This is a genomic window from Methanoculleus oceani (assembly GCF_023702065.1).
Taxonomy (GTDB): Archaea; Halobacteriota; Methanomicrobia; order Methanomicrobiales; family Methanoculleaceae; genus Methanoculleus; species Methanoculleus oceani.
The window spans coordinates 20728-41186 of sequence record NZ_QFDM01000002.1; the positions used below are offsets into that span (position 1 = coordinate 20728).

General features: G+C 63.7%; 17 protein-coding genes and 1 tRNA gene. 10 read left to right on the top strand and 8 right to left on the bottom strand.

Annotation, left to right across the window (positions count from 1 at the left end; all coding sequences use genetic code 11):
- Nucleotides 1-5 precede the first annotated feature (5 nt).
- Nucleotides 6-974, bottom strand: a complete 969-nt coding sequence (locus DIC75_RS05300) for a replication factor C small subunit (RefSeq protein ID WP_250986995.1) — start codon at nucleotides 972-974, stop codon at nucleotides 6-8.
- A gap of 186 nt (nucleotides 975-1160) precedes the next feature.
- On the opposite strand from DIC75_RS05300, the gene DIC75_RS05305 reads away from it, so the two are divergent.
- From DIC75_RS05305 to DIC75_RS05315, 3 genes are read left to right on the top strand one after another with little or no spacing between them, the layout of a single operon-like run.
- Nucleotides 1161-1910, top strand: a complete 750-nt coding sequence (locus DIC75_RS05305) for a hypothetical protein (protein WP_250986996.1) — start codon at nucleotides 1161-1163, stop codon at nucleotides 1908-1910.
- Nucleotides 1911-1916: 6 nt separating this feature from the next.
- The gene (locus DIC75_RS05310; protein WP_250986997.1) at nucleotides 1917-2672 is read left to right on the top strand and encodes a metallophosphoesterase; all 756 of its coding nucleotides are present in this window, start codon (nucleotides 1917-1919) and stop codon (nucleotides 2670-2672) included.
- The gene (locus DIC75_RS05315) at nucleotides 2617-5349 is read left to right on the top strand and encodes a DEAD/DEAH box helicase (RefSeq protein WP_250986998.1); all 2733 of its coding nucleotides are present in this window, start codon (nucleotides 2617-2619) and stop codon (nucleotides 5347-5349) included. Before DIC75_RS05310 ends, DIC75_RS05315 begins: the two co-directional genes overlap by 56 nt.
- A 625-nt stretch (nucleotides 5350-5974) precedes the next feature.
- Here DIC75_RS05315 and DIC75_RS05320 read toward each other — a convergent pair.
- Nucleotides 5975-6529 (bottom strand): TATA-box-binding protein, encoded by a 555-nt coding sequence (locus DIC75_RS05320; RefSeq protein ID WP_250986999.1) that lies wholly within the window; start codon nucleotides 6527-6529, stop codon nucleotides 5975-5977.
- A 128-nt stretch (nucleotides 6530-6657) separates the two neighbouring features.
- Here DIC75_RS05320 and DIC75_RS05325 point away from each other — a divergent pair, with 128 nt between their 5' ends.
- Both DIC75_RS05325 and DIC75_RS05330 read left to right on the top strand, forming a co-directional pair.
- Nucleotides 6658-8361: an AMP-binding protein gene (locus DIC75_RS05325; protein ID WP_250987000.1), complete on the top strand. Its 1704-nt coding sequence runs from the start codon at nucleotides 6658-6660 to the stop codon at nucleotides 8359-8361.
- Between the two features lie 86 nt (nucleotides 8362-8447).
- Nucleotides 8448-8532: transfer RNA gene (locus DIC75_RS05330), tRNA-Leu, on the top strand.
- Between the two features lie 39 nt (nucleotides 8533-8571).
- Here DIC75_RS05330 and DIC75_RS05335 read toward each other — a convergent pair.
- Both DIC75_RS05335 and DIC75_RS05340 read right to left on the bottom strand, forming a co-directional pair.
- Nucleotides 8572-8826: a DUF2795 domain-containing protein gene (locus DIC75_RS05335; protein ID WP_250987001.1), complete on the bottom strand. Its 255-nt coding sequence runs from the start codon at nucleotides 8824-8826 to the stop codon at nucleotides 8572-8574.
- Nucleotides 8827-9221: 395 nt separating this feature from the next.
- Nucleotides 9222-9482: an RNA recognition motif domain-containing protein gene (locus tag DIC75_RS05340; RefSeq protein ID WP_250987002.1), complete on the bottom strand. Its 261-nt coding sequence runs from the start codon at nucleotides 9480-9482 to the stop codon at nucleotides 9222-9224.
- 530 nt (nucleotides 9483-10012) lie between these two features.
- On the opposite strand from DIC75_RS05340, the gene eif1A reads away from it, so the two are divergent.
- Nucleotides 10013-10330 (top strand): translation initiation factor eIF-1A, encoded by a 318-nt coding sequence (eif1A, locus tag DIC75_RS05345; RefSeq protein WP_250987806.1) that lies wholly within the window; start codon nucleotides 10013-10015, stop codon nucleotides 10328-10330.
- 94 nt (nucleotides 10331-10424) lie between these two features.
- On the opposite strand, the gene DIC75_RS05350 is transcribed toward eif1A, so the two are convergent.
- Complete coding sequence (locus tag DIC75_RS05350) at nucleotides 10425-11003, bottom strand: MJ0548 connectase family domain-containing protein (protein ID WP_250987003.1); 579 nt, start codon at nucleotides 11001-11003, stop codon at nucleotides 10425-10427.
- Between the two features lie 402 nt (nucleotides 11004-11405).
- On the opposite strand from DIC75_RS05350, the gene DIC75_RS05355 reads away from it, so the two are divergent.
- The 4 genes from DIC75_RS05355 (at nucleotide 11406) to DIC75_RS05370 (ending at nucleotide 13621) form a co-directional block, all read left to right on the top strand.
- Nucleotides 11406-11834, top strand: coding sequence for a HAMP domain-containing protein (locus DIC75_RS05355; protein ID WP_250987004.1), 429 nt, complete (start codon nucleotides 11406-11408; stop codon nucleotides 11832-11834).
- A 64-nt stretch (nucleotides 11835-11898) separates the two neighbouring features.
- Nucleotides 11899-12645 (top strand): roadblock/LC7 domain-containing protein, encoded by a 747-nt coding sequence (locus DIC75_RS05360; protein WP_250987005.1) that lies wholly within the window; start codon nucleotides 11899-11901, stop codon nucleotides 12643-12645.
- A 131-nt stretch (nucleotides 12646-12776) separates the two neighbouring features.
- The gene (locus DIC75_RS05365; protein ID WP_250987006.1) at nucleotides 12777-13295 is read left to right on the top strand and encodes a DUF2795 domain-containing protein; all 519 of its coding nucleotides are present in this window, start codon (nucleotides 12777-12779) and stop codon (nucleotides 13293-13295) included.
- A gap of 59 nt (nucleotides 13296-13354) precedes the next feature.
- A complete protein-coding gene (locus DIC75_RS05370; RefSeq protein WP_250987007.1) occupies nucleotides 13355-13621 on the top strand; it encodes a hypothetical protein in 267 nt (88 codons plus the stop codon).
- Nucleotides 13622-13674: 53 nt separating this feature from the next.
- On the opposite strand, the gene glgP is transcribed toward DIC75_RS05370, so the two are convergent.
- The 3 genes from glgP to DIC75_RS05385 form a co-directional block, all read right to left on the bottom strand.
- Nucleotides 13675-15909 carry an alpha-glucan family phosphorylase gene (gene glgP, locus DIC75_RS05375; RefSeq protein WP_250987008.1) on the bottom strand — a complete coding sequence of 745 codons (2235 nt, stop codon included), beginning with the start codon at nucleotides 15907-15909 and terminating at the stop codon, nucleotides 13675-13677.
- Between the two features lie 648 nt (nucleotides 15910-16557).
- Nucleotides 16558-18054 carry a 4-alpha-glucanotransferase gene (gene malQ, locus DIC75_RS05380; RefSeq protein WP_250987009.1) on the bottom strand — a complete coding sequence of 499 codons (1497 nt, stop codon included), beginning with the start codon at nucleotides 18052-18054 and terminating at the stop codon, nucleotides 16558-16560.
- 13 nt (nucleotides 18055-18067) lie between these two features.
- Entirely contained in the window at nucleotides 18068-20458 is a 2391-nt protein-coding gene (locus tag DIC75_RS05385) for a DUF3536 domain-containing protein (protein WP_250987010.1), read from the bottom strand.
- Between the last annotated feature and the right edge of the window lies 1 nt (nucleotide 20459).

Consider the following 20459-nt stretch of genomic DNA (forward strand, 5'->3'; position numbering starts at 1 on the left):
AATCCTCATCGGTGCTGCTCCGCGGCGAGGACGAACCGGGCGAGCAGCGCTTCCATCTGGATATCGCTGCTTGCTCCTTCCGAGAGGCGGAAATCGGTCTCGCCGAGGGCGTCGATCAGTCTCACTTTGAGCGTCCGGTCGATGTCGCGCCGGACCAGTGTGCGGTAGCACTGGTTGATCAGCTCGTTCGGGGCGATGCCCCGGCCGCGGATCAGTTCGGAGAGCGCCTGTTCGGCCTCATCGAACCTCCCCGCAATCGAGAGGTCGAGGAGCTCGTCGATCTCGTCCGGGCGGGCCGTCGCGGTGATCTCGTAGACCGTCCCCTCGTCGATATCGGGCCGGAGGATGGCGGCGCCCTGCAGGGCGTTGATCGCCTTCCTCATATCCCCGGAGGCGACGTAGACGATGGCGTCGAGCGCTCCCTGTGTGATCGTGAGGCCTTCGGCCGCGGCAATCCTCCTGACCTCCTCGATGACCGCCTCCGCATCGAGCGGCCTGAACCGGTAGATAGCGCACCTGCTCTGGATGGGGTCGATGATCTTCGATGAGTAGTTGCACGAGAGGATGAACCGGCAGGTCCGGGCGTAGGTCTCCATCGTCCTCCGGAGGGCGGCCTGCGCGTCCGTGGTGAGTGCGTCCGCCTCGTCGAGGAAGAGGATCTTGAACGTCGCGCCGGCAAGCGGCGACGTCCGGGCGAACTCCTTGATCTGGTTTCTGACAACGTCGATGCCGCGCTCGTCGGAGGCGTTCATCTCGCGGAAGTTCATCTGCCAGGAGTCGCCGAAGAACTCCCGCGCGAGCGCCACGGCGGCGGTCGTCTTCCCGATCCCCGCGCTGCCCGTGAAGAGGAGGTGCGGCAGGTTGCCGGTCTTCACGTAGGATTGGAGGCGCACCACGATATCCTTCTGTCCGACCATCTCATCGAGTCTTCTGGGCCGATACTTCTCTATCCAGATGGTGTGGTTGCCTTCCATTTGCATAAGTATTGGTGCTCGTGCATCGTAAAAGCATCGACATCCCTTCCGGTGATCCTTTTTAGAGGGTTGGGGGTGAATAGATAGGTACGGATACGTTATGGAAATGCCGGGATTTCGCATGGAATTGCGGTCGGGACTCCTGCCCTGGCATCTCCTCGCCCCCCTCCTCTAACGGACGGATTTATGGAACCTGCAGAACGGGTATTTGCGCGGGACTTCTCCGCCGCGCGGCATACGGTGGACTCCGGGGACGGCTCATACGTGGTGACGCCCGGCGGCGCCTGGTGCCGCCGTCTCTTCATCGTCGGCGCTCTCACCGAGAAGAGGGGGGGCGGCGACGTCATGCAGGCCCGGATAGCCGACCCCACCGGCACCTTCAGGATCACGGCGGACTGGCAGAGCCCGGACGCGGTCGAGACCCTCGGCTACATCGAACCGCCCGCGTTCGTCGCCGTCACCGGCCGGGCGACGCTCACCGGAACCGGTGAGAGAGCCTCCGCAACGGTGGACGCCGAGGCGATCAACGTGGTGGACCGCACCGTCCGCGACCTCTGGGTGCTCGCGACCGCCGGCGCGACGCTTGACCGGCTTGATACGCTCAGGGACGGCGGCGACGAACGGGCCGCGGCCGCCCTCCGGCTCTACGGGATCACGGAAGAGGATCTCCGCGAGATGGCCGGGATGGTGCGGATGGCGCTTGCAAGCGTCCGCCCGGATATCTCCCCCGGTGATATCGCGCCCCTCGTCGGCCGCGACCTCCTTCTTTCCGCGCTCGAGGAGGGGGGCGACGCCCGGGGCATCGGGTTCGAGGACGCCGTCGCCGCCGGGGTGCGGTCCGGCCTCTCCGCCCGGGACGCACGCACTGCACTCGAGGAACTCCTCGCCGCAGGGGAATGTTACCAGCCCGCATCGGGCATGATCAAACTGATCTGACACGATATGCACCTTCATTTCATCGAGAACGGCCCGGCCCTCCTGGTCGAACAGGACCGGCGCGTGCTGGTCGTCGCCGACCTGCACATGGGCATCGAATCGGGCCTCGAACGTCACGGCGTCCACATCTCGAGCCGGAGCGCCGCCCGGACCGACCGGGTGATCGCCTGCATCGAGGAGACGGGACCCGACCTCCTCCTCCTCCTCGGGGACGTCAAGCACAACGTTCCGGTCACGAGCAGGCAGGAGTACCGGGAACTCCCCGGCGTCCTCGAGGCGTTTAGGGGCCGCGTGCCGATAGCCGTCGCCCCGGGCAACCACGACGGGGGCATCGGGCGGTTCCTCGAGCCCGGTGAACTCCTGCCCCCCGATGGTGCGCTCATCGACGGCGTCGGCTACCTTCACGGCCACACCCATCCCGCCCCCGAACTCTTCGGCCACCTCATCGTCCTCGGCCATCACCACCCGGTCGTCTCGCTCGTGGACACCGTCGGGTGCGCCGCACGCGCCCGGCCGGCCTACCTCTACTCGGGGCTCGAGGGGCCGTGCGGAGCAGAGACGCCGCCGGGGGACCGCACCCGGCTCCTCTTCGTCCCGGCCTTCAACGAGTTCGCGGGCGGGATCGATATCGGGCGACTGCGGGCGAGCGGGCTTGGCCCCCTCTCCCGGTGCATAGACATGAAGTTCGCGGAGGTGTATCTGGCAGATGGCACGTACGTCGGCTCCCCGGCCACGCTCTGTCCCGCAGACGGCAACAGCTGACCTCCTCGATCCGAGGGTGCGGGAGGTCGTCCGGAGACGCGGGTTCGCCGGACTCTCGGAGGCCCAGGAGCAGGCCATCCCGCGGCTCCTTGCGGGGGAGAACCTGATCCTGGTGGCGCCGACCGGGACGGGAAAGACCGAGAGCGCGATGCTCCCGGTCTTCGACCGGCTCCTCGAGACCACCGGCGCGGGGTTCAAGGCTCTCTACATCACCCCACTCCGGTCCTTAAACCGGGACATCCTCGCGCGGATGGAATGGTGGTGCCGGGAGCTTTCGCTCTCGGTCGGGGTCCGGCACGGGGACACCCCGCAGAACGAGCGGCGGAAACAGGCACTGAACGCGCCCGACCTGCTCATCACGACGCCCGAGTCGCTGCAGGCGCTCTTCATGGGCAAGCGCCTCCGCGAACACCTCAAGAACGTCAGGTACGTCGTCATCGACGAGATCCACGAACTCGCCGACAGCAAGCGGGGCGCGCAGCTCGCGGTTGCGCTCGAACGTCTGGCTGAATACGCGGGGGAGTTCCAGCGGATCGGCCTCTCGGCGACCGTCGGGAACCCGGACGATATCGGCCGGTTCCTCTGCGGGGCCCGGCCGTTCTCGCTCGTGGAGGTGCCGGTCGCAAGTCACCTCGAGATCGGCGTCCGGTTTGCCGGGGAGGACTTCGCCGCCCAGACACGGGCCGTCGGGCGGTGCCTGGACTCGCCCGGGTCCACCCTCGTCTTCGTCAACACCCGGGTGACCGCAGAGGCCCTCGGGCACCAGCTCTATTCCCGCGGGGACGTCGAGGTCCACCACGGCTCGCTCTCCCGGGACGTCAGGGTCGATGCCGAGGAGCGGTTCAGGAAGGGCGAGGTCCGGACACTTATCGCGACGTCGTCGATGGAACTCGGGATCGACATCGGCCACATCGAGCACGTCGTCCAGTTCGGCTCCCCCCGGCAGGTCTCGCGCCTGGTGCAGCGGGTCGGCCGGGCCGGCCACCACCTCGACGCCGTCTCGCGCGGGACCGTTCTTGCGACAGGGTTTGACGATCTCCTGGAGTCGCTCGTGATCGCCCGGCGGGCGAAGGCGAACGAGTGCGAGCGGATCGTCCCGCCCGCCGGGGCCGCCGACGTGCTCGCGAACCAGGTGGCGGCGATCGCGGTCGAGTACGGGGAGATCGAGGTCTCCCGCGTCCGGGAGACGATCGAGCGGTCGGGCGTCTTTGCCGGGTGCGGGCGGCTCCTCGACGATGTCTGCCGCCAGATGGCGGAGCACCGGCTGATCCGGATCGACGGGTCCCGGATCGTCCGGACGGGACGTGCCCGGCGCTACCTCATCGAGAACCTCTCGATGATCCACGACGAGCGGAAGATGGAGATCTTTGATATGGTCTCGCGCCGCACCGTCGGGACGCTCGACGAGTCGTTCGTCCTCGGGTGGATGCACACCGGCGCGGTCTTCATCACGAAGGGCCAGCTCTGGCGGGTGCTCGAGATCGAGGGCGGCAGGATCACCGTCGAGCCGGCGACCCGGGCGAAGGGGGAGGTCCCGTCGTGGGAAGGAGAGCAGATCCCGGTGCCGTTCGCCGTCGCCCGCGAGGTCGGGGCGCTCCGGCGGACCCGGGCGTTCGGCCGCTACTCGGACGTCCCCGAGGCGATCGCCTACGCGGAGCGGTTCATCGCGCGGATGGACGAAGGGAACTACCCGGTCCCCTCGGACCGCCTCATCACCCTCGAGAACGCGGACGAGGGCGTGGTCTGCAACGTCTGCGGCGGGCACAAGGCGAACGAGGCGCTGGCCCGGGCGCTCTCGGTCCTCCTCTCGGCCCGCTACGGGACGACCGTCGGGATCGAGGTCGGCGCTTACCGGTTCCTCCTGCGCCTGCCCGAGGAGGTCCGCTCACTCGAGGTGCAGGAGACCCTCGCGGCGCTCGAACCCGCGCACCTTCCCGGGGTCCTGAAACTCGCGCTGAAACGGACGGCGCTCTTCAAGTGGAAACTCGTGCAGGTGGCGAAGAAGTTCGGCGCCATCGACGCGGACGCCGACTACGAGCGGTTCAGCATCCACCGGCTCATCGACCTCTTCGACGAGACCGTCATCGCGGCCGAGGCCTACCGGGAGCTCTTCAGTAACTCGATGGACGTGGACGCGGCGCAGGAGATCCTCACTGCCGTCCGCGACGGCCGCATCGCCGTCGCTGCGGGAAGGCTGAGCCCGCTCGGGAGCGAGGGGCTCTCGTCGTCGCGGGACATGATCCCGCCGCCGATGGTCGACCAGGCGGTGATCGGGACGCTGATGCGGCGCCTCGAGAAGGAGGACGTCGTCCTCTTCTGCATGCACTGCCGGAAGTGGAAGAGCCGGACCGTCGTGGAGCGTGTCCCTGATAAGCCGCAATGCCCCCTCTGCAGCGCCCGTCTCATCGCGGCGCTGAAACCCTGGGACGAGCAGCTCATCCCGGCGGTGAAGAAGAAGAACAAGTCCGAGGAGGAGCGGGCGATCGAGGTCCGGTTCCTCCGGAACGCAAACATCGTCCTCTCCAGCGGGAAGAAGGCGGTGACCGCCCTCGCCGCGAAGGGCGTCGGCCCGGAGGCGGCGTCCCGGATCCTCGCGACCCTGACCGAAGGGGACGCCTTCTACCGGGAGGTCCTGAAGGCCGAGCGGAACTATGTGAAGACGCATCGGTATTGGTAGGGTTTTATTCAGGCGGGAATTCTGAGAACGGCACGTTTACGAGGCGATTTTTGGGCGTGGTAGTGTGAAGGGGGTCCCGGGGTTTTAGACAAGCCCCGTACAGTGGACCGTGGGGATATCGCCACTGGGGGAGGGGCTGACGGGGAGGGGGGAGCATCCCCCCTCCCCTGTCTCTACCTTGTACGCGGGCATCTGTAACCCCCACCCCGCCCGGCCTCCGGCCTCCTCCTCCGCACCTGCGGTGCTCAAACTCCCGCCGTCCGCTACGCTCCCGGCAGTCGTTCCCCGCCCCTTGGGGCGGGGGCAGTGCGTGGCGATATGCGACCGGCCGAAGGTGCGACGTTCCTCAGGAACGGAGCTTGAGCACTGTCAAGTGCGGGGGCAGGAGCATGAGCACCGGAGGTGCGATGGCGAGGTTCCGCAGGAACCGAGATTAAGCGCCGCAGCACGAGCGCGATCAGATCCGAGCAACAAGCCTTCTTCTGTCCTGAAGAAATCGGCGGGCTTATGCAACCCAGATTACCCGTGCCAGGCGAACTGTTGCCACTCGAAAACGCTTCGCGTTTTCTCAGGCTCCGGCCCTGCGGCCCGTCGCCCGGCAAAAAGAACGTAACAGAAAAAAGGGTTACATTATGGTTTCGAGCCGCTGCTCCAGGAAATCGAGTCCTCTCTTGATGTCCTCGATATTCTTGCCGCCGGTCAGGATGATCTTACCCGAACTGAAGAGAAGGGCGACGATCTTCGGGTCCTCGATGCGGTAGACGAGCCCCGGGAACTGCTCGGGCTCATACTCGATGTTCTCGAGGTTAAGGGTGATGACCACCTTGTTTAAGTTGATGTACCTGCCCATGTCGTACGAACAGACGATGTTCGTGATCGCGACCTGCGGCTCGCCGTAGGTATCGACGCCGGCATCCCGCAGCGACTGCATGATGATCTCGAGGCCGTCATGCAGGTCCTGCTTGTTCCTGATACCGGTGAGCACCACTTTTCCCGAGGAGAATATCAGGGATGCGATCTTGGGTTTCTCGATGCGGTAGACCGCGCCGGGGAACCGCTTCGTATTCAGTTCACAGTTTTTTATTTTATCCGATACGTTTTCGAGGTCGATCGAGTCTGCAATCACCCCGGAGGCAACGATGTTCTCAATTTTCAGTGACTCGTATCCCTTCTCATCCATTGATATGAGTATTATTTTTTGGACCATAATACTAATGGGTAATCTTTATGGCTATTCCGGATACGGAGCGCCCTTCAACTTCGTGAATGCTTTAAACCATAAACGCGCAACTTTTTATTGACCACGTTATGGCAGACGATGAACAAAAACCAGCGTCCTATGAAGACCTCTGCGCCAATTTCACGATAGACGTCCCTGAATACTATAACTTCGGCTTCGACGTGATCGACGCATGGGCGAAGAAGGACCGGAACAAGCTGGCGATGATCTGGGTGGACCAGGAGGGGAACGAGAAGAAATACACCTTCTTCGACCTCATGCGCCTCTCAAATCAGGCCGTCAATATGTGCATTAAATACGGCATCAAGAAGGGCGACCGGGTCATGCTGATGCTCCCCCGGACACCCGAGTGGTGGGTCTTCACCATCGCCCTCATCAAACTCGGCGCGGTCTACTGTCCCGCAACGACGATGCTGACCTCCAAAGACCTGAAGTACCGCATCCAGGCGGCCGACATCAGGATGATCGTCACCATGGCCGAGCACGCGGACAAGGTCGAGGAGATCCGGGAAGAGTGCCCCACGCTCGCGGTCCGGCTCATGATCGACGGCGTGAAGGACGGGTGGGTCAGTTACCCCGTCGAGCTCGACTACCCCGCGCCCTGCTCGCACAAACTGGTGAACCTCCCCGGCATGTATCGGACCAAAGCGACGGACCCGCTGCTGATCTTCTTCACCTCCGGCACCACCGGCGAGCCGAAGATGGTGGTCCACGACCACTCCTACCCGCTCGGGCACATCGTCACCGCACAGCTGTGGCACGACCTGCGCCCCAATGACCTGCACCTGACGCTCTCCGATACCGGCTGGGGGAAGAGCGCGTGGGGAAAACTCTACGGCCAGTGGATCATCGGGGCGTGCATCTTCGTCTACGACATCCGGGGCCGGTTCCACGCAACCGAGATCCTCCCGCTGCTGGAGAAGTACGGGGTCACGACGTTCTGCTGCCCCCCGACCATCTACCGGATGCTCATCCTCGCCGATCTCGACAAGTTCGATCTCGCCGACATGCGCCACTGCTGCAGCGCCGGTGAAGCCCTCAACCCCGAGGTGATCCGGGCATGGCAGGAGGGAACCGGGAGGACGATCTACGAAGGCTACGGCCAGACCGAGACGGTGCTCTGCATCGGGACGCTTCCCGGCATGGAGCCCAAGCCCGGCTCCATGGGGAGGCCCATGCCGGGCTGGCATATCGAGCTCCACGACGACGACGGGAAGGTGGTCGGCGTCGGCGAGGAAGGGCGCATCGCCATCAAACTCGATCCCCGGCCGGTCGGGCTCTTCTCCGGCTACCTGGACAACGAAGAGGAGAACCGCAAGGTCTTTTCAGACGGGTTCTATTACACCGGCGACAAGGCATACATGGACGAGGACGGCTACTTCTGGTTCATCGGCCGCGACGACGACGTCATCAAGTCGTCCGGCTACCGGATCGGGCCGTTCGAGGTGGAGAGCGCCCTCATGGAGCACCCCTCCGTGCAGGAGGCGGCGGTCGTCGGGTCGCCCGACGTGCTCCGCGGGCTGGTCGTCAAGGCCTTCATCGTCTTAAAACCCGGCTACCGGCCCACGGAGTCCCTGGTCAAGGACATCCAGAAGCAGGTCAAGCGGGTGACGGCACCCTACAAGTACCCACGCGTGATCGAGTTCGTGGAGTCGCTCCCGAAGACCATCTCCGGCAAGATCAGGCGGCACGAGCTCCGTGAACTGGAGATGAAGCGGTTTATGGACAACAACTCCCGGGACTCCCCTGCCATCGGGGAGGGCGGGGAGTAATTACCTTTATTTTGTTGGAGATGCTACAGTATTAGGCGCGAGGAACGCCGTGACACGTCAACGGCGGAGGTTCGCCACACATTCGTGCGAGGGTTGCCAAGCCAGGTCAAAGGCGCTGGGTTCAGGGCCCAGTCTCGTAGGAGTTCGAGCGTTCGAATCGCTCCCCTCGCATTTTCTGTTCGTTCTGTTGTTCCAAAAAAAGAGGTAGAGTTATTTGACCCTGCCGAACTCCTGGCTCACGTCTGCTGCGGACTGGAAGGTCTTGTCCTGGAACATCTCGAGGACCTGGATCACCGCGTCGGGTGCGTTGTTCTTCCGTGCGTGGCTGATCAGATCCTGCTTGCCGGCCGGGTAGTCCATGCCGCCGAGGAATTTCTGGAATGCGGATGCGCTCAGCTCCTCAACGGAGGCCGCCTGGGCCGCAGATGCCATTCCGCCTTTAACTGAAGGTCTCTCTTCTGCCATGGTTCTCACCACCATTTCAACTGCATCCCGCATGCGGGACACACGGTCGCCCCATAGCTCTAGTTGAATAAAAATTTTGCTGTCGTTTGGGGCGAAAATACGCGCTATCTGACGAGGGAAGGGTCCGGATCAGAGGTGGTGCCGGCTGCATAGGGCAAGCGGGACGGCCTCTTCCCCGGCAGTGCGCCGGGGAAGGAAATTCCCTGGCTCGTTCATCCGGTCGATGACAGTCGCGTATCGGCCCTGTTCTGCCGCGTGCGGTAACGTTGCTGCAACACGGGCGGTGGGACCGGTAACGGGAGCGTGCGCGCCGGACAATCAGAGGTGAGGTTCCCTTGAACCCCGACTCTCGAAAAAGGTGGGATATTCGGAATACTGTTCTTCCGGGTAAGCGTTTAATACCGCTGGTAATCGCTTCTGGGTCTCGGAGGCCGGGCCTCGTCGATCTTTAAGGTGCGGCCTTCAAATACGGTGTTGTTCAGGGCTTCCTTTGCTGCCTCAGCCTCTTCGGGGCTGGACATCTCGACAAACCCGAATCCTTTGCGCTCGATAACTCTGACGTCACTTACCGTCCCGTACTGGCTAAATAAGTCTTTCAACTGCTCCTCATTTACCGAGTAGGTGAGGTTACCGACGTACAGCTTGCTGCTTTCCATTCAAAGATCCTCTTCACACATGTACGCTCAAACTTTAATTACCCTTCGGAAGGAAAACCGGACGGCAGTTTGAAGGCAACTCCCCCGGTGCAGGCACACACCTGCCGGTCGGGTTGCACGTTCAAGGAGATTGTTTAACGCCCCCGATCCCGGATCCCGGCAGGTTCTCCCGTAGGACAGCGGAGCCCCTGTCAGGGGTATCCGGCACCGGGCATGATACCCTTCCGACCGGAAGAAGACTCCCTGTGCTCCCGGAGCATCCCTTCCCCGCACCCGTCACCGTCCGTCATACCGGCGGGGTTTTGGAGGTGAGTCCCGCTTCAGGTCCGGCAGACGCCTTCGAGCAGATCCCCGGTCTCGATACCCCGGCAGCGCCCGGAGCATCCTGCGATTCCCGGGCTCTTCTCGCCGGATCCCGGTTGTGCCGAGGTTCACGGGACAGATACTTTAATGGTGGCTTGGATCATTGGTATACACCTCTAGTAAATCTTCGGGCGGACTGCACCGCCGCCTGTTACGGAGTTGATTAACTGACGAATACACGAGGATCACAGAACAACGAAAGTGAAGAGATCGTACGCGTACGATTACCGAAGAAGAGAAACCGGGAGATATTCGCCCGGGCCGACCTGATGCTCGGGGCAAACCACATCCGTGTCCGCTGCGAGGACGGCGTGACGCGCACGGGAAGGATCAAGGGCAAGATCAAGAAGCGGCTCTGGATACGCGAAGGAGATCTCCTGATCGTTGTTCCCTGGAGTTTCCAGGACGAGAAGTGCGATATCATCTACCGCTACATCAGGCCCCAGGTAGACTGGCTCAAGAAGCACAACTATCTCAGCCAATAATCCCCGCATTTCTACGCCACGGTTGAGCTACCGTCGCCGGCCTCCGGCAGAACGGAGGTGGGCACAATCCGGGATTCACCCTTCCCGGCGATACTTATTTCTGCGAATCCCGGTTGACGGCGTCCGTCAGGTTTGCCGCGAGATCGGTATGCACCAGTACGAACGTTCTGCTCACCGATGCCGTCACGCTCGCCGTTATCTGCATGGTGAGCATGATGAGCCGCAGGGCGTCCTGAACCGTTCCCCCCTCCCACATCCCCCGGATGCACTGGTTGGCGGTCTGCTTCGTGATATCGTTTCCCAGCACCACAAAGTTGCTTGCCCCGCCCCTTCGCGTCACCCGCAGCCGGGAATCGACGACCTCGGCGATTGCATAACTTCCTACCGTAGCGTACAGCCTCTTCCTCGCGATGGCCGGCCCCTCCGTCTCCGTCACCTCACCGATGAGCACCCCGCCCTGTTGCGAGACCTTGGCTTTATCGTCCCGGACCCGGATTGTCACGCCGATCTCGTCCGCACGTTCCTTCAGGTCGTTGTCGGAAGCAATCGAACCGCTGTAGAGTTCGCGTTCCAGCTCTTCGATGCAGGAATCGTCCCCCCCAAAGGCGATCTCCCGCATATCTCCCGCCATCACGGCGCCCTGTTTTCCGATGAATGCTATCACGAGAGTCATACGCTGAGCCCCCAATCCCGGCATGCAACGGGAAGTTGCGCTCACCCCACTCTCCCGCACCCCGTATCAATCTGTTGATGCCCCTCCGGATAGCCGTCCCATCCGCCGGCTTTGCCGGAAGACGGTCCCCGGGAACCCTTCCGGCAGGCGGTCGGGGCACACGGCGGGTGAAAAACATTCATGCTTTGCCGGGGATGCGTGATGATCTGTTACGCACGTATATATACCCCGATTCAGGGTCGATATAATTATCCTGATTTAAGTATATTATGTTTAAAGGTGCATAAAAATGTCCAGAATCCGTTATATCCTATTTAGAATCCTCGGAATTTAATATTTTACCCTAATATCATTTTTTAGTAAAGAATAAATTGATATACTAAAATGAGAAACTATTCTCCCATGGCTGAAATCTTCTCGCAAGAAGTCGGGATAATGCAGGATGGACTCGCCATCCAGATCCCGATATTCTACAAACTGATGGCGAGCATGCTGACCGTTGCAGTCATCCCTATCTTCATGCTGGGGATCGTCTCGGCAGGGGATACCGGGAGCGTCATCGCCACGCTTGGTCTGCAGAACAGCATCATTGTCCTGACCCTGCTCACGCTCTCCGTGATCCTGATGTGGAGTTTCTATCTCGCAAAGAGCATCACGACCCCCATCGAGCAACTCTCAAAGGTTGCTACCAGCGTAAGCCAGGGCGACCTCACAAACACCGAGATCACGGTGATAAGCAACGATGAGATCGGCGAACTCGCAGTCGCGTTCAACCGCCTGATCAACTCCTACAGGATCCTCGATACCCTTGCAAAGGACGACGCCGAGTAGGAGAAACGGCCGGAGGAGACGCTCTCTTCCCACAAAAAGATGCGGTTAGGCAGGAATCCGGATGATGGACACATTACCAGAGGGAAAGGTCATAGGAGAGATGCAGGCACCGCTCCAGTGGATCTTCTCCCACACGTCCCGCTTTGACGGGGCGGTGCGGATCACGATGCAGGACGGAGAGGGATTCCTGCTGGTGCGGAAAGGAGAACCTCTCGCTGCACACTTCAGACACCCGCTGAAATCTCTGAGCGGGCCGTCGGCATTGAAATACTTCGGCAGTCAGCCTATCCTCGACTTCGGCCTCTGGAAGTACGAGCCCGACGAGATGCAGGAGGCCTTCGCCGTATCGGTAAAGATGCAGGCCCTCCTGCGGCCCGACTGTGAACCTCCCGTGGCCGACCCGCCCGCGGAGAGCGCCAGGCACGGTCCTGTGGCCGGGACCGCGGAGGAGAAGGAAGAGAACTCTCACGACACCCCCTCCGGACAGGAGTCCGATCGGCTCAGGGCGGTGCTGCAGCACCCGGGGGTGACTGCAGTCGCCTGCTTCGCAGACGGCCTCTGCATCTCTTCGGCCGGGGATATCGATGCCGACTATACCGTCGCCTTCGCCGAAGACCTGGTCCGGTGGTCGCTCGCCCTGCAATCGGTCACGCCGGCTTCCGGGGCATTCGTACAGATGACAATCTTTTATCGTGGCGGAAACGTCATCGTCACTCCCTATGGGGACGAGTATCTCTGTATCTTTACCCGGCCGGAGGTACAGTTCGGCCAGGTACGGCGGATGATCCGGGAGATCCAGAGCGGAGCCTGAGCAGATCCCCTGCAGGTTCCATCCCGGATATCGAGCCGCATTGCCTGAACGGACGGTTTTCTGCCGTTCCAATGGTTAGAACAACTCTTTTATAATAGTTGCTCCATTCACCCGCCGTCACAGGAGGTGACATGATGGCAGAAGCGAGGCTTAAGGTGAATCCGGCGACGGTCGAGAAGTACCTGGCCGGAGTGGATTACCCGGCGAAGAGGCAGGACCTGATCGACCGGGCAAGGATGAACGATGCGGACAGGGATGTCATGGATACCCTCGACAGCCTGCCCGACCAGACCTACCACTCGCCCATAGACGTCAGCAAGGCGATGGCCGGGTCCGCGATCGGGTCGCGGCCGAGTTCGTCGTCCGGTGAGGGGGCCGGCCTTGCAACCGGACGGAAGGAGACACGGGGAGGCGGGGAGGCATCGGTCGGCAGAACCACAGCCGTCAGCGCGGCTGAAGTGCAGAAATACCTCCGCGGCATGGACTATCCCGCAGGCATAAGCGAGGTCGTCACCCAGGCGCAGAAGAACAATGCACCCGGGGATGTGCTCGATATCCTGAACAGGATCCGGGACCGGGAGTTCCGTTCCGCCGCCGACGTGAGCAAAGCCCTCGGCGAGGTTATGCAGGCGGCACGGACGGGCAGGTAGGAGTCCCGTTCGGTAACGGATGCGAAATGTGATCGATCCCGTCGAAGCGACCCGTTGGTATGACCGAAGAGAAGAAGAGGGCGAGGCGTGGTCTCGCATCCACCGACGAAGAGACCCGCAAGCGCGTCGCGAAGGCCGGCGGGACGGCGCCGCACGCAAAACGGGGACTCCAGGCCGCTTCCCGCGAGACCCGGCGGCGGGTCGCGCGTGCCGGGGGCAGGGCTCCGCACGAGGCGAGAGGGCTCCAGGCCGCAAGTGCTGAAACCCGGCAGCGGGTCTCCCGCAAAGGCGGCCGGTCTTCAGCCGGTCCGAAGCGCTCCCCGTAAGCCGGGAGCCCCCGGCGCTTCACGCTCTCTTCTCTGTTGACGGAACGAGAAACTCACTCGCTCCATTCCCCGGCTTCTCCCGGCACCTGCGGCTTCCAGGCCGGCGCCCGGGGTTTCGCCGCTGCTGGAATCCGGGCATACTCCGCCCCGGCGCCCTTCAGGAGTAACGGGTAGTACCGGGCGACGTACTCCTTCACCATCCGGCAGGACGAGAACCGGGGGCCGTTGCTCTTGATCGACTCTTTCATCATCTTCACCCAGCCGTAGGGAATATCGTCGACGGAGCGGTCGTAGTAGAGCGGGACGACCTCCTTCTCCAGGAGGTCGTAGATCGCCGCGGCATCGACGGCATTCCTCCCGTCGCAGGCGGCCGTTTCGTCCCCGAACGCCCAGCCGTTTCTGCCGTTGTAGCCTTCGGTCCACCATCCGTCGAGGATGGAGAGATTCAGCACTCCGTTCAGCGCCGCCTTCATGCCGCTCGTGCCGCTCGCTTCCATCGGGGGCAGCGGATTGTTTAACCAGACGTCGACGCCGTGCACCAGGTACTGGGCCACCTGGTCGTTGTAGTCCTCGATGAACGCGACCCTCCCTCCGAACCCGGGGTCCTGCGTGTAGCGGTAGATCTGCTGGAGCACCCGCTTTCCCTCGTTATCGGACGGGTGAGCCTTGCCGGCGAAGATGATCTGGACGGGGCACCAGGGGTTGTTCAAGATGCGCTTCAACCGTTCCAGGTCCTCGAAGATGAGATGCGCCCGCTTGTAGGTCGAGAACCGCCGGGCAAACCCGATCGTCAGGACGGAGGGGTTGAGAAACGCCCCCTCGGCAGCGGGGTTTGGCGCCCCGCCGCGATGCGCCGCCCACTTGATCCGCTCCCGCTCCCGGATCCGGTTGAGGAGTTTCGCCTTCAGCCAGAGATGGAGTTGCCAGAGTTCGGCGTCCGGGACCTCGTCGATGAGTTCCCATACCACCGGGTCGTCGTGATCCGAGAGCCAGTCGGGAGAGGTCGGCCCGATATGCCGGTCATAGAGCGCCTTCATCCGGGTGTTCAGCCAGGTCGGGACGTGGACGCCGTTCGTGACGTAGTCGATGGGCACCGCCGTCTGGGGCCCGGGCCACAGGCACTTCCACATATCGCAGGCGACGGCCCCGTTTGCGCGCGAGACGCCGTTGTGATGTGCCGACGCACGCAGGGCGAACGCGGTCATGTTAAAGCCCGAGGCGGGGCTCTCCGGGTGGACCCCGAGCTGCAGGAACCGGAGCCGGTCGATGCCGAGCGCCCGGTAGTAAGGCGCGAAGTAGCGGTCGATGAGGTCGACGGGGAAGACGTCGTGCCCTGCAGGGACGGGCGTATGCGTGGTGAAGACGGACGTTGCCTGCACTTCTTCGAGTGCCGCCTCGAAATCCATCCCCCGCTCGACACGCTCCCGGACCCGCTCGAGCAGCGCGAACGCCGGGTGGCCTTCGTTCAGGTGCACCGCGGCGTATTCGATGCCGAGTGCGTGGAGCACCTTCCTTCCGCCGATGCCGAGCACGATCTCCTGCCGGAGGCGCTGCTCCAGGTCACCCGTATAGAGCCGGGAGGATATGCCCCTGTTCTCCGGGTCGTTGCAGGGGATATCCGTATCCAGGAGGTAGAGCGGGATCCTGCCGACCTGGACCTTCCGGACGGCGACGTAGATGGGCGGGTCGATATGCGGGACCCGGATCACCAGGTCTTCGCCGTCCGAATCGAGCACCCGGGTGACGGGCGCCGCATCGCGGTCGAGCGGTTCGGTGATGTCCTCCTGCCAGCCGTCGTGGTTGATCTGCTGGTGCAGGTAGCCCTGCGAGTACAGGAACCCGACGGCGACCATCGGAAGACCGAGGTCGCTCGACTCTTTCAGGTGGTCGCCGGCAAGGAATCCGAGCCCGCCCGCGTAGATGGGGAGCGAGTGGTGGAGCCCGTACTCCGCCGAGAAGTAGGCGACCGTCAGCGCAGGACGGCCGGCGTACTCCCCGGAGAACCAGGTCCCGGTGGCGCTCATGTACTTCCTGAACCGGCGCATGACGATGTCGTAGCGGTGGCAGTAGGCGGGATCTTCCGCCGCGCGGTTCAGGAACTCGACCGGAATCTCGCGGAGCATCCGGATCGGATTGTGGATGCTTGCTTTCCAGGCCTGATGGTTCAATTGCTTGAAGAGTATCCGGGCCTCCGGGTTCCAGCTCCACCAGAGGTTGTATGCCAGGTCGACGAGCCCGGAGATCCGCTCCGGGATGTGGCCGAACTGATCGTGTATGGAATTCTCCATGAATCCTGTCCCCTTTTGGATGGTATACTGTCCATGTTTATTATTATATATGTTTGCATATTTTTGTAATAGGGTCGGAAAATGGAAAATAATGGGGGATATATGGTTTTTTGAGAGTGGCGGGGATCAGAACGGCCGCCCCGGCGTACGGCGTGCCGGGTGTCTGCGGGATACCTGAAAGAGGATGGAGGGGCGAGGTTTAATTCCCTGCTGGTCGCTCCGATCTTACCTGTTACATACAATGTGCACGGATTTCCACTGGATATCGCGATTGGGGGTGGGGCTGACGGGGAGGGGGGAGCATCCCCCCTCCCCTGTCTCTATCTCATACCTACCCCTCGTCCCCCGCCCGAAGACCTACGGTCTTCTCAAGCTCCGGACGTCCCGTCCGTCGCACCCCGCCCGGCCTCCGGCCTCCTCCTCCGCACCTGACGGTGCTCATGCGCCGGCCCTCTATGGCCCGTCGCACTCCGCACCTGCGGTGCTCAAATTCCCGCCGTCCGCTACGCTCCCGGCAGTCGTTCCCCGCCCCTGAGGGCGGGGGCAGTGCGTGGCGATTCTCCCACGGTCCAGTGTGTCGGACTTTTTTCATTGTCTCTTGGCTGGTGTATCTTAGCGGTAATCGAAACCCATTTTTCGACCCTGCGCTCACCCCCTCCCATAAATCCCCGTCACCTCGGCAAACTCCCGCATGGCCCCTTCCCCCACCTGCTCCGGCCGGAGCCGCCACTCCCAGTTCCCCTCCGTCGTGCCCGGCCGGTTCATCCGTGCCTCCTCCCCGAGGCCGAGGACGTCCTGCATCGGGATGATGGCGGTATCGGCAGGGGAGAGCATCGCGAGACGCATGAGGATCCGGTGTATCTCTTCCGCGCTCACCGGCCCCCCGATGTAGTGGAACAGGAGGTCCTTCTGGTCGCCGGGGACCTCGTGCTCGAACCACCCCCGGACCGTGTTGTTGTCGTGCGTCCCCGTGTATGTGACGCAACCCTTTGCGATGTTGTGGGGCGCGTGAGGGTTCCTCGCGATGTCGCCGGAGAACCCGAAGGTCAGGATCTTCATCCCGGGGAACCCGAAGTGGCCCATCATCTCGTGAACGTCGGAGGTGATGTAGCCGAGATCCTCGGCAATGATCGGGAGGCACGACCTGCCCCGCGCGAGCAGGGTGAAGAGGTCCCGGCCGGGTGCATCGACCCAGCGCCCGTTCCGTGCGGTCTCCTCGCCGGCAGGCACCTCCCAGAACTGCACGAACCCCCGGAAGTGGTCGAGGCGCAGCCGGTCGACGAGGGCGAGGGTGCGGTCGATCCGGCTCTCCCACCATCGGAACCCCTGCTCCCGGTGCGCATCCCAGTTGTAGACCGGGTTCCCCCAGAGCTGCCCGGTCTCGCTGAACATATCCGGGGGGACGCCTGAGACAGCGGCCGGTTTCTTCTGCTCGTCAAGTTTGAAGAGCCCCGGGTTTGCCCAGAGGTCGACGCTGTCGTAGGTGAGATAGATCGGGATATCCCCGATGATCTGGAGGTGGCGCATGCGGCAGTGATTCTTGAGCACCCCCCACTGGTGGTCGAAGACGTACTGGAGGAACTTCTCCCGGAAGATCCGGTCGGCAAGCTCCGCGCCGTGCTTGTGCAGCGCCTCCTCGTGCCGGTCCCGGATACCGGACGGCCAGTCGCCCCAGACCCTCCCCGAAAACCGCTCCTTGAGGGCCACGAAGATGGCGTAGTCGTCGAGCCAGGAGACGTTGTCGGCAGCGAAGTCCTTATAGCGGAAGTCCGGACCGCGCTCCTTGAACCGCTCGAACGCCTTATCAAAGAGGCCGTTCTTGTAGTCCAGGACCGCCTGGTAGTCCACCCGGTCCTCGGGGAAGCCGGGATGGTCCACGATATCCTCCGGAGCGAGGAAGCCGTCTGCGACCATCTGCTCGGGGCTGATGAGCCAGGTGTTGCCCGCAAACGCCGATATGCTCTGGTAGGGCGAGTTGCCGAACGCCGGGCATGTCGGGTTGAGGGGAAGGATCTGCCAGAAGCGCTGTCCGGTCTCGGCAAGGAGATCCACGAACCGGTGCGCCGCCGGGCCAAGGTCGCCGATGCCGTACGCCGACGGCAGGGACGTGATGTGGAGGAGAACTCCGCTGCTCCGCCGGTTCATGCTTCGCTCCTCCTTACGTCACCCTCACGCCGATACATGCCGCCGCCCTCTCAAAGGCTTCCGCCCACCGTTGTGCATCCCCATCACCCCGGCCAGCACGCTCCCGCATCCCGGCATAGCGCCCTCGCATCCCGATGCAGAGGTTCTGGCTCTCCCATACAGTGAGCGCCAGCCCAAATACTTTCGCACACCGGACGGTGCGGATGATCTCCTCGAGCGGCGCCGGGTCGCAGGATCGGGCCGCCGCTTCCCTGAGAGAGAGCGTAATCCGCCTGCTCGCCGCCTCCCCGAGGGCCGCAAGATCGGGTGCAAGGTCCCGGGCTCTCATCGCCTCTGCGAGCGCGAAAAAGCGGTCCGGGTCGGGGCACCCCGCTCCGAGCATCGCGAGCAGCCGCTCGGTGCAGGCATGCGCCAGAAGATGGGCGGCGGCTCCCGGGGCGGGGATCCCGAGATCATCGAGCGCGTCGATCAGCGCCGCCGCGTCACGGTAGACCGCGCAGACGGCCTCTCCCATCCCGGGCGCGATCCGGCGGGCGATCGCCCACCGCTCCTCGTCGGAGAGGTCGGGTGCCGTGTAGACCCGTTCAAAGGCCCCGGCTGCGGCACCTGCCGGATCAGGACCCGTCACCTCTTCCCACACCGCCCGGAGCGCCGCATCGCCGCCGGGTTCGCGCACGGAAAAGACGATCCGGTCCATCCCGGCAAAGAGCGCGACCGCATCGAAGAGCGCCTCTTCCCCTGTCACCCGGGACCGCACCCCGACGGTCCCGAGGACGCGGCGCCGGCCGGCGGCGTCCGACCGGTAGCGCCAGTCTCCGCGGGCGGCGTACATCCCCGATGCGGCCGCAGGGGGTTCGAGGTCGAAGAGGGCATAGAGGGCGGCCCCTGCCCCGATCCGGTCGAGGTCGACCGCCGCCGGCCGGGCCAGGGCCTCGTAGACCTCCGCGCCGGTCGCGTATCGTGGGTCGTTTACCGGGGCGCGGCGGAGGATATCGATGAACGCCGGCTCGATATCGAGGCCGAGCGTCTGCAGGGCAAGGTCCATCGCCCGCTTTGCGTGCCGCATCACCTGGACGCTCCCCGGCTCCGTGAGGTCGTCGAAGAACCAGCCGCAGCTCGTCTGCATCAGCATCGCCTGGTGCTCGATCTCGAGAAATGCAAGCACCCGTCGCCGATCATCGGGGGAGAGATCGCGGCGGGCGTGCCGTGCAAAGAAGCCCGTCACGGCCTCGTCGAACCACCGGGAAAGGACGAGGGCGACGGCGTCGTCCCGTGCCTCCGCGGGGTCGCGGACGAGTGCCCCGAGCGCTTCCGCGGACCGGGGAGAGAGAGCATCGCGGACCATGACGATCGCCTCCCGGAGCGGTCCGCGCCATGCCTGCGACCACCCGGGATGCGCCCCGCCGTGGCACCCGCACTCCCGCCGCCAGCGCCCGAGGCCGTGGGTGCAGCTCCAGGACGTCCTCTCCCGGACGGCGACCTCATGCGTGGGCGGGTGAGCGTCGAGGTACTCGGGGTAGACCGTGAGACGGACGTCACGGCGCGCCTCGAGGGTCTCGAGGCAGTACGCGAGCGCCATCTCCCCGAACTCACGGTGATGGCCGTAGGTCTCTCCATCGGTTGCGATATGCACGAGTTCCGGGCGCTCTCTTTCCCGGGAGAACGCGTCGAGCAGCCGTCCGGCAAACCGCCGCCCGTCGGAGAGCAGGTCCCCGAACGCAACGTCGCGGGCAATTGTCCCGTCGTAGAAGAAGACGGCGATGCTCCGGCCGGAGGGGAGGCGGCAGAGGTACGGCATCGTCGTATCTACCCGGCCGCCGGAGACGTCCGTCCAGTCCTCCGCCCCGATTGACCTCACCCTCCCCGCCTGGTGGGGCGCGAGGATCGTGAACCGGATCCCCGCCCCGGCCACCAGGTCCAGGGACTCGAGATCGACCGCCGTCTCCGGGAGCCACATCCCTTCGGGCTCCCGGCCGAAGCGTGCCGTAAAGTCGCGGACCCCCCAGGCGACCTGGATTTGCTTATCCCGCCGGGTCGCGAGCGGCATGATGAGATGGTTGTAGCAGCAGGCGATCGCAGAACCGTGGCCGGCGTAGCGCTCCCGGCTCTCCCGGTCGGCCTCGACGACCGCGCCGTAGACCTCCGGGCGGTGCCGCTCGAGCCAGGCAAGAAGCGTCGGTGCGGCCGTGAAACTGATCCGTGAGTAGGTGTTCACGACCTCCTCGATCAACCCGTCCGCATCGAGGATGCGTGCGGCGGTGTTCGGCCCGTAACACTCCGCGGTCACCCGTTCGTTCCAGTCGTGGTACGGCGCGGCAGACCGCTGGACCCCGACGTCGCCGAGCCAGGGGTTCTCCCTCGAGGGCTGGTAGAAGTGGCCGTGGATGCAGACGGCTCGGTCCACG

Bases quoted from the DNA above. Each gene is read 5' to 3' on its own strand.
- DIC75_RS05335 (WP_250987001.1), bottom strand. From the start codon at position 8,826: ATGGCAGAAGAGAGACCTTCAGTTAAAGGCGGAATGGCATCTGCGGCC.
- DIC75_RS05300 (WP_250986995.1), bottom strand. From the start codon at position 974: ATGGAAGGCAACCACACCATCTGGATAGAGAAGTATCGGCCCAGAAGA.
- DIC75_RS05310 (WP_250986997.1), top strand. From the start codon at position 1,917: ATGCACCTTCATTTCATCGAGAACGGCCCGGCCCTCCTGGTCGAACAG.
- DIC75_RS05370 (WP_250987007.1), top strand. From the start codon at position 13,355: ATGACCGAAGAGAAGAAGAGGGCGAGGCGTGGTCTCGCATCCACCGAC.
- DIC75_RS05315 (WP_250986998.1), top strand. From the start codon at position 2,617: ATGGCACGTACGTCGGCTCCCCGGCCACGCTCTGTCCCGCAGACGGCA.
- DIC75_RS05305 (WP_250986996.1), top strand. From the start codon at position 1,161: ATGGAACCTGCAGAACGGGTATTTGCGCGGGACTTCTCCGCCGCGCGG.
- malQ (WP_250987009.1), bottom strand. From the start codon at position 18,054: ATGAACCGGCGGAGCAGCGGAGTTCTCCTCCACATCACGTCCCTGCCG.
- DIC75_RS05325 (WP_250987000.1), top strand. From the start codon at position 6,658: ATGGCAGACGATGAACAAAAACCAGCGTCCTATGAAGACCTCTGCGCC.
- DIC75_RS05355 (WP_250987004.1), top strand. From the start codon at position 11,406: ATGGCTGAAATCTTCTCGCAAGAAGTCGGGATAATGCAGGATGGACTC.
- DIC75_RS05360 (WP_250987005.1), top strand. From the start codon at position 11,899: ATGGACACATTACCAGAGGGAAAGGTCATAGGAGAGATGCAGGCACCG.
- DIC75_RS05365 (WP_250987006.1), top strand. From the start codon at position 12,777: ATGATGGCAGAAGCGAGGCTTAAGGTGAATCCGGCGACGGTCGAGAAG.
- glgP (WP_250987008.1), bottom strand. From the start codon at position 15,909: ATGGAGAATTCCATACACGATCAGTTCGGCCACATCCCGGAGCGGATC.
- DIC75_RS05350 (WP_250987003.1), bottom strand. From the start codon at position 11,003: ATGACTCTCGTGATAGCATTCATCGGAAAACAGGGCGCCGTGATGGCG.
- DIC75_RS05340 (WP_250987002.1), bottom strand. From the start codon at position 9,482: ATGGAAAGCAGCAAGCTGTACGTCGGTAACCTCACCTACTCGGTAAAT.
- DIC75_RS05320 (WP_250986999.1), bottom strand. From the start codon at position 6,529: ATGGATGAGAAGGGATACGAGTCACTGAAAATTGAGAACATCGTTGCC.